Below are 14,347 nucleotides of genomic sequence, written 5' to 3' on the forward strand. Positions count from 1 at the left end.
CTGCCACGGTTCAGAAGATGTGGCTGCGCTGCTCGGGCCCGTTCTTCTCGGTGTGTGAAGACAGCCCGGCTGGCGCGTAGGCGCTCTTCCCGAGGTCGGTGAGGGCGCCTCCGACGGCAAGCCCGAGTCGTTCTCTCAGCGACTCCGGCTCTGGCCCCCGCTCTCGACTCGGCTGCGCACCTGCGAGCGCACTGATCACGGCGGTCACAACCGCGAGATCTGTCTCGGCAGGCAGCGAGACCAGGACAGACGCCCCGCCGGCCTGCACGTCGCGGGCGTTGTCCAGCCGGCGGGCGAACAGCTGCTGATCGTCGGCCGGATGCGGCACCTCGACCGTCTGCCACACCTGCGGAGCTGCACCCGCGGCGATTCCGGCCGGTCGTGGCGCATCGTTCGTGTTGGGGAGCCGGATGACGAGGTCGGTTCCCGGGGCGGCATGGTCGACTGTTGCGACGACCGGATGCCCCTGTGTCGAAGACGGGACGTTCAGCGGGCCTCGTGAGCGAAAGAGTCCGTCGTGGTCGGCGAAGCGGATCTGCTCCGATTCGATGAAGACTCCACGTGTACGATCTGCCACGATGGCGGCGCGGGGCCAGGTGTGCCACAGGGCGATGGCAGCGGCGACGGCGTCGGCGGTCAGCTCTGAGCCCGGCTCGGCATGGGCCCAGACGCTGCCGCCGGCGGTTCTCTCTGCATCTCGATCAATCGCCAGCCAGCCGATGCGACCGTTCGAGACCGAGTCGAGCGAGCCGATGCGTCGAGCGATGTTGTACGGGTGCTCGCGTTCCGCTGACAGGGCGACGAGCAGACGCAGACGCGGGTGGCGGCTCTGCAGAGCAGCAGCGGCGATGCTCGGATCGAGAACACGGCGCACCGGCTGTGTGCCCGGAAGCCCGAGCACGACGAAGTCGACGGGGGCGTCTTCGATCGAGGACCAGAGCGCTTCGGCAGCCGAGGGGCTGTTCCAGACCACCGGGAGCGCAAGTGCAAGACGATTGTTCGGTGTGGTCATCAGTCTCCTGTCAGAGGGCGAGGTTCGACGAACGGTCGGCCGAAGACGCGCCCGCGCAGAGTCGAGTCTTCGTACTCGGTTCGGAACAGACCCCGACGTCGAAGCAACGGCACGACCTCGTCGACGATGATCTGCAGGTCGCGGGGGAAAACGCCTGGCATCAGGTTGAAGCCGTCGGCCGCCGAGGTCGAGTACCAGTGCTCGATCGTGTCGGCTGCCTGCTCCGGGGTGCCGATCAGAATCCGATGGCCGTAGCCGCCGGAGCCTCGCAGAACGTCGCGCAGCGTGCCGCCGCTCTCTCGGGCGAAGCGGATGAAGGACTCGCGGAAGCCCAGCGACGCCCGAAAGTCGGCCGGTGGAGCGGCGTCGAGCAGGCTGGCGGGGATCGGACGATCGAGCGGCAGGTCGAAGACCTCTGGCCCGAGGAATCCGGAGATTCTGCGCAGCCCGTAGCCGTGCGGACCGCGTCGCTCGAGATCGTCATAGAGTTCGATCGCCTCATGCTCGGTCGAACCGAGTATGAGAGACAGACCGGGAAGGATGCGAATCGCATCGCGCTCCCGGCCTGCGTCCTGCGCGAGATCCTTGACCTGCTGGTAATGCTGTCTGCCGGCCTCATGGTCCATCTCTGCCGAGAAGACGAAGTCGGCCACACCGGCTGCGAGTCGTCGGCCGTCAGGAGAGCCGCCGGCCTGGACGATGAGTGGCTGTCGCTGAGGCGACGGCGGCGCGTCCAGACTGCCTTCGTAGTCGAAGTGAGCGCCGTGGTGCGTGACACGTGGGCCACCGGACGCGCTGCGCCAGAGCGCCTTGACCAGACCGACGAACTCGGAAGCACGTGCGTATCGCTCATGACGATCCGGAAGCGGGCCCGTTCCGAAGTTCGCGCCGGCCGCGTCACCGATGGTGGTGACGACGTTCCAGGCGAAACGGCCGTTGGAGACGGTGTCGAGACTCAGAGTGCGACGCGCCCATTCGACCGGATCGTTGTACGTCGTCGTGGCCGTCGCGATGAGGCCCAGCGCCTCGGTGTGCTGACTGACGACCGCTTCGATGACAGTGGGATCAAGATTGCCTGCCGGGCGCAGTGCGGGGTCGTCTTCGAGCCGTGGAGCATCGGCGAGAAACAGCGCGTCGAGCCGGCCGCGTTCTGCAAGCTGGGCGATCTCCACCCAGTACGGTGCCTCGAAGAGTCCTGTCGGTCCGTGATCGTCGAACTGCCAGGCCGCAGGCTGCTGGCCGACCCCGAGCACGTTCACATTCAGAATCACATGACCGTCACGTTGTGCTGACATGACCTGCGCCTTTCTGCCGTTGCCGTTGCCGTTGCCGCCGAATGAGCTGGTCAGTTGCCGAGCACCTTCTGTGACGGCTGTACGAAGCCCTGGTAGGTGTCTTTGATGAAGGTGGCAATCTCATCACCGGTGAGGTACTCGGTGAGCAGCTTGATCCGAGGGTCGTCAGCCTTGCCGGCCGTGGTCGTCAAGACGTTCGCATAGGGGTTGTCGTCTGCCGACTCCAGCTTGAGCGCGTCATTGGGGTTGATGCCGTTGCTGAGCGCGATGTCACCGTTCACGAATGAGGCGTCGACATCGGGGAGTGACTTCGCTCGCTGCACTGAAGCGGTGGCCACGAGATTCAGGTGCTTCGGGTTGTCGACGATTGACTGCTCGCTCACGCCCAGAGCAGCGGCTGAGCCGTCTGCGCTCGCGACGTTGAGCTTCAGCAGCCCGAGATCCTGCAGCAGGAAGAGCGCTCGCGGCAGGTTGGTCTGTTCGTTGGGTACGAGAACGGTGGCCCCATCAGGCAGGTCTGAGGCGTCGGAGTGCTTCTCGGAATACAACCCGAAGACGTTGACCAAGACCGTCGCCTTGTTGACGAGGTCGGTGTCCGGATGCTTAGCGACCCATGAGTTGAAATACGGCTGATGCTGGTAGAAGTTCGCGTCGAAGTCGCCGCCGACAAGCTGAGCGTTCGGATCGACCGACTCTGTGGCGCTGGTCGTGACCTCGAGTTTCAGCCCACTGCCGTCTTCGTCAGCAAGCTTCTGCACCTGCTTCAGGACGTCACCCTGGGGAACGGCTGTGGCGTAGATCTTCAGCGGCGAACTGTCGACTTTCGACCCGTCTGCGGGCGTTGAGGAGCTGCCTGCGCAGCCGCCCAGGGCCAGGGCGGCCACTGCGGCGATCGTCACGGTGCTCAGAACTCTGCGGATGGGATGAACTGACATGGGGTTCCTTTTCTGATTGAGGGCGGGTATCGATTGAAGGCCGGTCTGGTGGGTCAGGGCGAGCGTGTGCTCAGCGCTTGTGCCGACGCAGTCGGATCCAGATGTCTCCGGTGAGCTGTATGGCCTGCACCATGATCACCATGGCCAGCACGGCGAGCAGCATCAGCTCCGGATAGAACCTCTGATACCCATAGAGCAGTGCGAAGTCTCCGATGCCTCCGGCGCCGACGGCACCAGCGACTGCGGTGCCGTCGACCGTGCCGACGAGAACGATGGTCGCCGCCGAGAGCAACCCTGAGAACGACTCGGGCAACAGCACGCGAGTGATGATCTGCCACTTCGTCAGGCCGATCGTCTTGGCGGCTTCGATGCGCCCCTCATCGACTTCGCGCAGGGCAGACTCCACGAGACGCGAGAAGAACGGGGTGAACCCGATGGTGAGCGGGACGATGGCTGCGAAGACACCCACCGAGGTGCCGACCAGAATGCGAGTCAGCGGGATCAGCAGAACGATCAGGATCAGAAACGGGATGGATCTCCCGAGGTTCACGATCGTCGACAGCGCGTGGTAGAGCACCGGATGAGGCGTGAGCGACCCTGGTGCGCTGATGTGCAACAGGGTGCCGATTGAGAGTCCGAGCACGAGAGTGAGGCCGCCCGCGATGGCGACCATGAACAAGGTCTCGCCGATCGCAGCCCAGTACTCTGGCAGGTAGGTGCTCCAGTCAACGAACATGTGCGTTCTCTCTGATCTCGACGCCGGCTTCGGTCAGCGTCTGTCGAATGCTCTCCAACGGCACGCGGCTGTCGTCCTGCGACGTGAACCGAACCAGAAAACGCGAGTAGGTTGCGCCCCCGATGTGCTCGATGCGACCTGATCGCAGCTCGACGTCGACCAGAAACTCCCGTGCCAGTCGAGAGAGCACTCGGCTCTGCTGCGAGCCGGATGCGAACACGAGATCGAGGTCGGCGTCACTCGTGTCATCTGCGCCGCCGTTCGCGGTCTCCTCCCCGTCGGCAGGCAGCAGCATCGGGCCGAGCTGTGACGCGGGGTCTTCCAGCAGGTCTCGAACGCGCCCTGCCTCGATCAGACGTCCGTGCTGCATCAGGGCAACGGAGTCACAGGCGTAGCGCACGACATCCCAGGAATGTGTGATGAGCACCACGGTGAATCCGAGTCTGCGCTTCAGATCCTGCAGCAGGTCGAGGATCACCGCCGTCGTCGCAGAGTCGAGAGCGCTCGTGGCCTCATCGCAGAGCAGTACTTCGGGGTCGCTGATCAGCGCGCGGGCGATGCCGACTCGCTGTTTCTGGCCGCCGGAGAGCTGAGACGGATAGGCCTTCTCTTTGCCGTCGAGGCCGACGAGCTCGATGAGCTCTCTCGCCCGACGAAGCCGCTCGGTTCGAGGCACTTTGCGCACGGTGAGCGGAAATGCGATGTTCTCGAGCACTGTGCGTCCGTGAAAGAGATTGAAGCTCTGAAAGACCGTCGAGACTTTGAGCGAGTAGTCGCGAAGCGCTCCAGAATCGAGGTCGCGAAGGGGCCTGTCGCGAAACAATATAGTGCCCGAGGTCGGGGAGTCCAGAAGATTCAGCATTCGCAGCAGCGTGCTCTTCCCTGCTCCCGAAGTTCCCACGATCCCGAAGAACGCACCTTCCGGTATGTCAAGAGAGACGTCGTTCAGCGCGAGCACCTCGCCCTCCTTCGTCCGAAAGGTCTTGCTGACCTGGTCGACACGGATGATGCGCGGCATAGTCTCTCCTGTTCTTCATCTGAAGGGTGCTTGCGGTGTCGTCGCTCGGGGCGAGTTCGCAGACAAGGCCGCGGCGGTGCCGGGTCTGGAGTGAGCGTAGACGCGCGCCTCGAAAAATGTCATAGGGGCCCGACATGTTTCGTCATCCGCCCACCGGTCGGGCCAGCGAGTCAGTATCAATAGGGGGAACGGCGGCGGCGTGACGTCGGCGTCGACGTCTCTCTGGAAGGAAGACCACAGTTGCCTGATGACCTCTTCTTCGATCAGACGGTGCCCGATGTGCACCAGCCCTACGTCGCAGCTCCGGATCGCTACACGCATCTCGGCTATCGTCGGGTCGGCGATTCCGGTCTGCTGCTGCCTCCGATCTCGTTGGGGCTCTGGTGGAACTTCGGCGACAACCGCCCGTTTGACCTGCAGCGAGAGGTGCTGCGGTTCGCGTTCGACCAGGGCATCACCCACTTCGACCTGGCCAACAACTACGGTCCGCCGCATGGTGCGGCCGAAGAGAACTTCGGTCGGGTGCTGCGCACGGACTTCCGCCCGTATCGCAACGAGCTGATCGTCTCGACGAAGGCCGGGTGGCCGCAGTGGCCGGGGCCCTATGGCGACTTCGGGTCGGCAAAGTACCTTCGGGCCAGCCTGGACGAGTCTCTGGTGCGTCTGCAGACCGACTATGTCGATGTCTTCTACTCGCATCGCGTCGACTCCTCGACGCCGATCGAGGAGACGATCGGCGCTCTCGACGCCGCTGTGCGACAGGGCAAGGCGCTTTATGTCGGCATCTCCTCCTATTCGGCAGAGCGGACCGAGCGAGCGATCGCGGTGGCGCGCGAGCTGCACACGCCATTGGTGATTCACCAGCCGGCCTATTCTCTGCTGAACCGCTGGGTGGAGCATGGCCTGCTCGACGTACTCGGTCGCAGCGGGCTCGGAGCCATCGCCTTCACTCCGCTTGCTCAGGGGCTGCTCACCAACCGCTGTCTGCAGCAAGGGCAGGTGCATGCCTCCGGTGGCCGAACGACGCTGTCGGACGCCGATCTCACAGCAGAGAACCTGGAACGGCTGCAGAGGCTCGCCGACGTTGCCACGAGACGTGGGCAGACACTCGCTCAACTGGCGATCGCCTGGCTGCTGCACAACGATCGGGTGACGTCTGTGCTGCTGGGAGCCTCGACGGTGCAGCAGCTCGCAGAGAACCTCCAGGCTGTGCACAACACAGGCTTTACCGAGGCGGAACTGGCCGAGATCGATGAGATCACGGCTGCTGACGCCGGTGTCAACATCTGGGCGCAGTCGTCCGATCTGTGACGATGCCGCCCTGCACACAGCACTGGCTGCGGCGCGTGCCGCAGAGAGGAACACCTGATGACTTCTGAACAGAGCGAGCACACGCTGCGCCGCCTGCTCGCCTCCACCCCGTTCGGCATCGCCTTCAGCGGCGATGCGGCGCTTTCGCTCGTCCCCGGAGCCGCACCGGGCGAGCGCAGGGCGGTGCAGGCACTTGCCCGTCGTATCGATTTCGCAGTGCTCGGAGCGGAGCGGCTCTCCGGCTCAGGAGCGCCGCCGGAGGCCCCACGTCTGGATCCGACGAGTCTGGCGATCAGTCTCGCCAGCGATCATGCCCTTGGCGTGTTCGTCGCGCAGACTCCCGAGCACGATCATCCGTACAACGCCGCTCGACGTCTGCTGACGGCTGACAACCTCACTGGCGGAGCGCTGGGCGTGGTCGTGGCCCACAACGACGTCCTGACACCGGCGCCGGTGCCCGCGGCCTGGACCTCCGAACTGACGGGGCCGAGAACGACGGCTGACTTCACCGAGGTCCTGCGTGATCTCTGGAACAGCTATCCGCGTGACCTGCTCATCGCAGATCGGCAGAGTGGAGTATTCGGCCGGAGCGAGCAGATCCGAGCCATTGACCATTCGGGAGTGTACTCGGTGGCAGGCCCCCTGGGCATTCCCTCCAGCGTGCAGGGAGAGCCTGTGCTCGCGTCGTGGGCAGCCGACCCTGCCGATGACTTCCCGGCTGCCGAAGTTCTGGTGCTGCCTGTGCGAACGCTCGACGACTGGGCGTCAGCCGCACGGGGGGCGCTGGCGGTGATACCCGTTCTCACCGCAGGCGACGAAGGCGACGTTCGCTCCGTGCTCGACAGCTGGGCTGCGCTGCTCGACGCCATCTCTGGCGAGACGCACGTGGCTGCCGTGGCGATCGAAGTAACGAGCAGGCTCGGCCTCGCAGCGACGTCTGCGGCCGGCGTGCTGACCGCACTGCTTCCGGAACGTCCGCAGACGGGAGCGCGCACCCTGCGCGAGCGCTTGGGGTTCGCACCGCGGTCGAGAGATCTCAGCGATCGTCCCAGCCCGTTCTCAGAAGAGCAGACCTCCACCGACCCCCTCTCGACGACCAAGACGAAGGTGCACGAATGAGTGACGTCCAGCGCACGCTCAGCGAAGATGACGTACCGAACAAGTACGGCCATGCACGCAGCCTGATACTCAATGTCAATCTGCAGGGGTACGGACAGCGCCCTGCCGCCTGGCGAGTGCAGGATGTGGTGCCTGACGATCAGATCACACCGGGATTCTGGAACCACCTCGCAGCCGTCGCCGAGCGCGGCCGTCTGGATGCGGCGTTCTTCGCCGATCACCCAGCCGGCGAGAACCCCAACCCGCGGCCGTTGGGGCTCAACGAGCCCTTCGCGCTGGCGGCGAGCATTGCGGCGAGCACCGAGCACCTCGGCATCGTGGCGACCGCGTCGACCACATACAACGACCCGCTGGAGCTGGCCGCACGGGTGTTGGGCACCGACATCGTGGCAGGCGGAAGAATCGGTTGGAACGTGGTCACGACGTACAGTCCGAAGGTCTCAGCGAACTTCGGAGTCGCTCAGAACCCGGATCGTGAGACTCGCTACCGTCGGGCGCGGGAGTTCACCGAGGCCGTGATCCGTCTCTGGAAGACCAGCGGCACCGACCAGAGCGTGGACTTCCACGGAGAGCTGGTCGACGTCGTCGGCCGACTTGACCTGCCGCATTCCCCTCAGCGGCATCCCGTGCTTTTCCAAGCGGGCGGCTCTGCCCAAGGAAGAGATCTCGCGGCACGTTTCGCTGACGGTGTCTTCGCGGTCGAGCTCACGAAGCAGGGGGCGATCGATCACCGTGCCTACGTGCGCGATCGGGCTGCGGCCTACGGGCGCAATCCTGACTCAGTGAACATCGTTCCGGGGCTCTCGCTCGTCATCGGCAGCACACAGGCCGAGGCCGAGAGGCTCTACGACGAGCTCGAGAGCCTTGTGCCAGACTCCTACACGATCGGCTCTCTGAACGCGATTCTCGAAGCCGATGTGAGCAGTCTGCCATTGGACGAGCCGATCCCCGACGACGTCCTCCATCGCCCTGTGGACGAATCCGCGCATGTGGCGTCGGCTGGCTACCGAGAGACCTTCCTCGACTGGATTCGAGACAACAACGACTCGCTGCGCGGCGTTCTTCGCAAGTTCGGCGGCTACGGCGCACGCATCATCGTCGGCACCCCGGAGCAGATCGCCGACGACATCGAAGACTGGTATCGGGCAGGCGCGGCAGACGGCTTCAACCTGATGATCGATCGCTTTCCCGCCGGCCTCGAGAAGTTCGTCGACGAGGTCGTGCCGCTGCTGCAGCGCAAAGGCATCTTCAAGCGCGAGTACCACGCCCAGACGTTGCGAGAGCGGCTCGGAGCGCACACACTGCTCGACTGAGTCGAAGCGTGTGACGAGGGCGACGGCACGAGTGAGACATCTGTCAGAGATGTCATGGGTGCGGAACGACGGAGGAACGGAACGTCGTTGCGCACCCGTCTTCGTCTCTGATCTGCTCGGCCTTCTGCAGGGCCTGCCGATATGCACAGAGTTCGCATAAATGCCACAACATGACGAGATCTTTCCTGATGCGAACGAGTGCGACGCCACGGGTCGCACCCGCTGGCGAAGTTTGAATAATCATCAACATGACAAACACAAAACTCTCTCTCCGCCGTTTTGCGACCGGTGTCGCGTTCACCCTGATCGGCTCGCTGGCGCTTGTGGGCTGCTCGGCGGGTGGAAGCGGCGACAGTGCGGACGGCACGCAGAAGATCGTGATCGGAACCGACGACGGCAATGAGCCGCACTGGACGGTTCTAAAGAACAAGCTCTCGGAGGAGGGCATTGACCTCGACGTTCGCACGCTGAACGACGGCGTGCAGCTGAACCAAGGAGTTCAGGACGGCGAGCTCGACGTCAACCTCTTTCAGCATCTGATCTTCCTCTCGCAGTTCAACGTCAACAACAACGGCACGCTGGTCCCGGTCGGCGCAACAGCGGTCTATCCGCTGGCGCTCTACAGCGAGAAGTACAAGAGCGTCGACGAGCTGCCTGAGCACTCGACGATTGCGATCCCGAACAACCCGACGAACCTCGCCCGCGGCCTGCTCAACCTGCAGCGCGCGGGGCTGCTCACGCTGAAAGACGGAGGCAACGCACTGTCGACTCCTGCAGACATAGAGACCTCGAAGGTCGAGCTGAAGCCGGTCGACAGCAACCAGACCGTGGCCGCGTTGAAAGACGGGAGTGCCCAGGCCGCCATCGTGAACAACACGCAGGCCCAGAAGGGTGGGCTCGGCGATGAGCTCATCATTTTCAAGGAAGATCTCAACAGCGCTGAACTGGCTCCGTACATCAACGCGTTCGTGACTCGAGATGACAAGAAAGACGACCCCAGGTGGCAGAAGCTGGTCGACGCCTACCACTCACCGGAGGTCGAGGCGGCAGTGACCGAGCTGAACCAGGGGAACCTGCTGTTCAAGGCGGAATGGACTCCGAGCCAGCTGCAGGATGAGCTGACACGTTTGCAGGATCAGCTCAAGGCAACCAAGTAGGGCTTTCGGCGGAAGCCTGATGACTCAGGGGCGTTGCGGTGTCGCCAGTCAGATCTCTGGCGACACCGCAACGCCTTTCGATCAGCACTCCGGTGTCGCCGGTGCAGAAATGGTGTGTAGAACATGACAACAGTTGTTGAGTTCGACAACGTCTCCAAGGTGTTCCCTGGGCCCAAGAAGGGCCAGCAGGTGAAAGCCGTCGACGAAGTCTCGCTGAAAGTCGAGGCCGGATCGATTGTGGGCGTGATCGGCTACTCGGGTGCGGGAAAATCGACGCTCGTCAGACTGATCAACGGGCTGGAGAAGAACACGGGCGGAAGCATCCGTGTGCTGGGCACGGATGTCGGCACAGCCAGCGAGAGCGAGCTGCGTGCACTGCGTGAGCGCGTCGGCATGATCTTTCAGCAGTTCAACCTCTTCACGTCGCGCACCGTTCGGGGCAACGTCGAGTATGCGTTGAAGCTGAGCGGCTGGAACAAGGCGAAGATCGCCGAACGTGTCGACGAACTGCTGAAGTTCGTCGGCATCTCGGACAAGGCCGGCGAATACCCGCGGAGACTCTCCGGCGGCCAGAAGCAGCGCGTGGGAATCGCTCGAGCGCTGGCGACCAGCCCGGAGATCCTGTTGGCCGACGAAGCGACCAGCGCACTCGACCCGCAGACCACGGTCGAGGTTCTCGAGCTGCTGCGGCAGATCAACCAAGAGCTGGGCACCACGATCATCATCATCACCCACCAGATCTCGATCGTGCATGAACTCTGCGACCAAGTGGTCGTGATGGAGAATGGTCGGGTCGTCGACAGCGGCGAAGCGTACGAGGTCTTCGCGAACCCGTCCAGCGAACTGACCGAGCGTCTGGTGTCGTCTGTCGTGCAGGGTGCCCCCCAGGGGCGCACACTCACACAGCTTGCAGCGGGGGGAGGGCAGCTGCTGAGCGTGGACATCAACGCCGAGGTCACCGGCGAAGAGGTCGCGAGCGTCTTCCGCGGCCACGGCATCGAGCGCTCAGTGGTGTTCGGCGGAATCACTGATGTCGCCGGGCGCCCGCTGGGCACGCTGACCTACCGGCTGCTGACCGATCAGGCCACGGCTGAGGCGATCGCAGACGAGTTGCAGCAGACGACGAAGGCTCGGGTGCTGGTGCCTGAGGAACTCTCAGTCATCACGAACAGCGGGCTGAACAATCCGGCGCGCGTCGAGAAGGGGAACTGATCATGGGCGGCAAGTGGGAGACTCTCTGGCCGGTGCTGCTGCAGTCTCTGCAGGAGACGATCTACATGGTGGTGGTGACCCTGGTCATCAGCGGCGTGGCCGGTCTGATCATCGGTGCGGTGCTGTATGCCACTCGTCCGGGAAACCTGTTCGAGAACCGGGTGATCTTCACCGTGCTGAACTTCATCATCAACATCGTCAGACCGATTCCGTTCATCATCTTTCTCACCGCGGTCGGTCCGCTCACGAAGCTGGTGGTCGGCACGACACTGGGCACCGAGGCTGCGATCGTGCCCATGGTCATCATGGCGGCGGTCGTGATCGGCCGAGTGGTCGAGCAGAACCTCGTCGCGGTCGACCCGGGGCTGGTCGAGGCGGCCCGGGCACTCGGCGCACCACGGACGCGAATTCTGTTCGGCATCGTGATTCCCGAGGCTCTGGCCCCGCTGATTCTGGGCTATACGTTCATGTTCATCGCAGTGGTCGACATGTCGGCGATGGCCGGGTACATCGGCGGCGGCGGTCTCGGCAACTTCGCCATTCTCTACGGCTACCAGCAGTTCAACCAGCAGGCGACCTGGGTGACTGTCGCAGTCATCGTGGTCATCGTGCAGATCGGCCAGCTGCTCGGCAACTGGCTCGCGCAGCGCGTGCTCCGGCGGTGAGCGGTGGCCGTCTTGACAGGTGAGCTGCAGCAGCTGCGACGTACGCTTCATCGCGTTCCCGAGGTCGGTCTGCACCTGCCTCAGACTCAGACGGTGCTGTTGGCCGAGCTGTCGGGCCTTCCGGTCAGCGTGACGTGCGGGCAGTCGCTGAGCTCGGTGGTCGCCGTTCTGCATGGGGCCCACCCCGGGCCGACGGTGCTGCTGCGCTCAGATATGGACGCGCTGCCGATTCGCGAGAGCACAGGGCTGCCGTTCGCCTCGCAGAACGGGGCCATGCATGCGTGCGGGCACGATCTGCACATGGCCGCCCTGATCGGCGCGGCCCGCCGGCTGGCTGCGCACCGAGAGAGGCTGCACGGCAGCGTGGTCTTCATGTTCCAGCCCGGTGAAGAAGGGCCGGGCGGTGCCGAGCGGATGCTGGACGAGGGCGTGCTGGAGGCGAGCGGGCAGCTGCCGGTCGCCGCCTACGGCCTGCATGTGTGGACAGATCTGCCGCGCGGACGCTTTCTGCTGCGTGAAGGAGCCATCATGGCCGGGTCGAACTCACTGCTCGTCGACATCGTCGGGCGAGGAGGGCACAGCGCAGCGCCGTGGAACGCCCTCGACCCGGTCGGTCCGCTGTGCGAGATCGTCACTCGTGTACGGGCCGCGGTGGCCGCCGCAGAGGCCGATGACGATGCAACTCGGGCGGGCAGACGGATCTCGCAGGGTGTGCGCCTCGGCAGTGGAGAGCTGGAACCGATCGTGCTCTCCCCAACGCAACTGTGCGGCTCCTCTGTGCGCAACGTCATTCCGGACACCGCCGGGTTCGGCGCCTCGCTGCGAACTCTCTCGGCAGAATCGGCAGGCGTGGTCGAGCAGCTCACACGTCAGATCGTCGACGACGTCACCACACCGGCGGAACTCTCCAGTCGGGTGAAGGTCACCTCGCACTATCCTGCGACCGTCAACGACTCGGCCGAGACCGCCAACGTCGCTCATTGGCTGGGCGAGGCCTTCGGGCGGGATCGAGTGTCGACGCTCGACGAGCCGCTGATGAGCTCAGAGGACTTCTCGTATGTGCTGCAGCGAGTGCCCGGCGTGTTCTTCATGCTCGGAGCCGCCGCAGCCGATGTGCCGGAACCCGCTTCGAACCACTCGGCTCGCGCGGTCTTCGACGACAGCGTGATCGATGACGCGGCACGAGCTCTGGCGACGCTGGCCTGGCGCAGAGTGCATCAGTGACGGCGTCTCACTGGCCGGGGCGGCCCCAGCCGTAGTCTGGCTCCGAGTCGGTGAGCAGTGTGCTGCCGACTTCACGCACGCGGAATCGGTGGGGATTGTGCTGTGCCACGGTACGGGCGTTTCGCCAGTGCCGATCGAGGGCAGAGCGCCGTTCGATTTCGGTGGCGCCGCCGACGTCGAAGATCTTGGTGGTCACTGCGAGCGTCGCGTCGACGATCACCGCCTGCGCCTGAAAGACCGAGAGGCTCAGTCGGGTCAGCGCGGCAGGGTACTCGGGGGAGTCAGTGGGGATGCCGTGCACCTGGTCGTAGAGACGGGTGACGTGTGCAAAGGCGCTTTCGGCTGAGAAGGCCAGACTCGAGGCCTCTCCGATGACGCTCTGAATCACTGGATCCTCAGCCGGACTTGCCGACAGACCGTGGCTGAAGTTGTGGTCACGCGCACGCACATACGCGACGGCGTCGTCGACGGCCGACTGAGCGATGCCGACCTCGACGGCGAGCAGAACCAGCTGCCAGAATGCGAAGATGACCTCTTGAACGCCGGTGGCTTGTTGTTCCACCCTGCGTGTGGTCGCTTCGTTGAGTCGCACCCCAGCGAAGGTGATTGACCCGCTGCCGCTGCCGCGCTGGCCGAATCCGCCCCAGTCCGGATGAACGGTGACGCCGGGAGCATCGGTCGGTACGAAGAAGACTTCGACGGTGCCGTCTTCGGTGACGCCGCTTGCGCTCGTCCAGTCAGCGAACAGCGACCCGGTGGTGAAGTACTTGGTTCCGTTGAGCACGCGATCGCCCGACGGCGAACGAGTGATGGTGCTGCTGACCCGTGAGACGGCGCCATGCCGTTCGTTCGATCCAGAGCCGAAGATTCGCCCCTGTGCCGCCTGCGCGTAGATCCAGTTGGTGTTTGCGTCCTGGCTCAGGAACGCGCTTTCGATCGCGTTGACGTGAGGGCGGAACGCATGGGCGATATTCGAGTCGGCGCGCGCGAGAGCGACCAGCACGGCGAGCACCTCAGAGGGCAGCAGGCCGTCGCCACCGAACTCCCGCGGAACGCTCAGGCGACCGAAGCCCTGCTCGACCAGGCCGGCGATGGCCGCGTCAGGCTGTTCTCCCTCGGTCTCGCGTGCCGCGGCAGTCGACTTGATCTGGGCGAACTCCGGTGCGAACCGCCGAATCGCGTTGTCAACTCGACTGCCGGCCTGCGGGCTCCAGCTCTTCTGGGCGGTGGGCGGGGAGGCAAAGCGGTGAGGGCGCTCGAGGGGCACGGCGGACATCCTTAGTCGATGAGGCAGAGCACCCGATGGCGCTCTGATCGAGCCCTGGGCGCATGCTGCGTCTTGGCAGGTCT

Annotated in this window: 13 protein-coding genes; 7 read left to right on the top strand and 6 right to left on the bottom strand. The window is 64.5% G+C overall.

The genetic code is table 11. The features are described from left to right. Positions 1–10: 10 nt before the first annotated feature. From F8O08_RS00830 to F8O08_RS00850, 5 genes are all read right to left on the bottom strand, one after another. Entirely contained in the window at positions 11–1,012 is a 1,002-nt protein-coding gene (locus F8O08_RS00830; protein WP_158042324.1) for an LLM class flavin-dependent oxidoreductase, read from the bottom strand. Then, the gene (locus F8O08_RS00835; RefSeq protein WP_158038548.1) at positions 1,012–2,307 is read right to left on the bottom strand and encodes an LLM class flavin-dependent oxidoreductase; all 1,296 of its coding nucleotides are present in this window, start codon (positions 2,305–2,307) and stop codon (positions 1,012–1,014) included. Before F8O08_RS00835 ends, F8O08_RS00830 begins: the two co-directional genes overlap by 1 nt. 50 nt (positions 2,308–2,357) lie before the next feature. Next, a complete protein-coding gene (locus F8O08_RS00840; protein ID WP_158042325.1) occupies positions 2,358–3,242 on the bottom strand; it encodes a MetQ/NlpA family ABC transporter substrate-binding protein in 885 nt (294 codons plus the stop codon). Between the two features lie 70 nt (positions 3,243–3,312). Continuing rightward, complete coding sequence (locus F8O08_RS00845) at positions 3,313–3,978, bottom strand: methionine ABC transporter permease (protein WP_158038546.1); 666 nt, start codon at positions 3,976–3,978, stop codon at positions 3,313–3,315. Then, the gene (locus tag F8O08_RS00850; protein ID WP_158038545.1) at positions 3,968–4,996 is read right to left on the bottom strand and encodes a methionine ABC transporter ATP-binding protein; all 1,029 of its coding nucleotides are present in this window, start codon (positions 4,994–4,996) and stop codon (positions 3,968–3,970) included. Before F8O08_RS00850 ends, F8O08_RS00845 begins: the two co-directional genes overlap by 11 nt. A gap of 240 nt (positions 4,997–5,236) precedes the next feature. Between F8O08_RS00850 and F8O08_RS00855 the strand changes: the two genes are divergently transcribed. The 7 genes from F8O08_RS00855 to F8O08_RS00885 all read left to right on the top strand — a co-directional run bounded on the left by F8O08_RS00855 (position 5,237) and on the right by F8O08_RS00885 (position 12,997). Then, positions 5,237–6,307, top strand: coding sequence for an aldo/keto reductase (locus F8O08_RS00855; protein ID WP_158042326.1), 1,071 nt, complete (start codon positions 5,237–5,239; stop codon positions 6,305–6,307). A gap of 57 nt (positions 6,308–6,364) precedes the next feature. Continuing rightward, positions 6,365–7,426, top strand: coding sequence for a hypothetical protein (locus F8O08_RS00860; protein ID WP_158038543.1), 1,062 nt, complete (start codon positions 6,365–6,367; stop codon positions 7,424–7,426). Further along, a complete protein-coding gene (locus F8O08_RS00865; protein ID WP_158038542.1) occupies positions 7,423–8,739 on the top strand; it encodes an NtaA/DmoA family FMN-dependent monooxygenase in 1,317 nt (438 codons plus the stop codon). Before F8O08_RS00860 ends, F8O08_RS00865 begins: the two co-directional genes overlap by 4 nt. A 248-nt stretch (positions 8,740–8,987) precedes the next feature. Beyond that, positions 8,988–9,896, top strand: coding sequence for a MetQ/NlpA family ABC transporter substrate-binding protein (locus F8O08_RS00870; RefSeq protein ID WP_158038541.1), 909 nt, complete (start codon positions 8,988–8,990; stop codon positions 9,894–9,896). 123 nt (positions 9,897–10,019) lie between these two features. Continuing rightward, positions 10,020–11,108: a methionine ABC transporter ATP-binding protein gene (locus F8O08_RS00875; protein WP_158038540.1), complete on the top strand. Its 1,089-nt coding sequence runs from the start codon at positions 10,020–10,022 to the stop codon at positions 11,106–11,108. Positions 11,109–11,110: 2 nt separating this feature from the next. Further along, the gene (locus tag F8O08_RS00880) at positions 11,111–11,773 is read left to right on the top strand and encodes a methionine ABC transporter permease (protein WP_158038539.1); all 663 of its coding nucleotides are present in this window, start codon (positions 11,111–11,113) and stop codon (positions 11,771–11,773) included. 3 nt (positions 11,774–11,776) lie between these two features. After that, complete coding sequence (locus F8O08_RS00885; protein ID WP_158042327.1) at positions 11,777–12,997, top strand: M20 metallopeptidase family protein; 1,221 nt, start codon at positions 11,777–11,779, stop codon at positions 12,995–12,997. Positions 12,998–13,004: 7 nt separating this feature from the next. On the opposite strand, the gene F8O08_RS00890 is transcribed toward F8O08_RS00885, so the two are convergent. Next, on the bottom strand, positions 13,005–14,264 hold the full coding sequence (locus tag F8O08_RS00890; RefSeq protein WP_192497677.1) for an acyl-CoA dehydrogenase family protein: 1,260 nt from the start codon (positions 14,262–14,264) through the stop codon (positions 13,005–13,007). Positions 14,265–14,347 lie beyond the last annotated feature (83 nt).

The sequence above is a fragment of the Pseudoclavibacter sp. CFCC 13611 genome, from assembly GCF_008831225.1.
GTDB lineage: Bacteria > Actinomycetota > Actinomycetes > Actinomycetales > Microbacteriaceae > Pseudoclavibacter_A.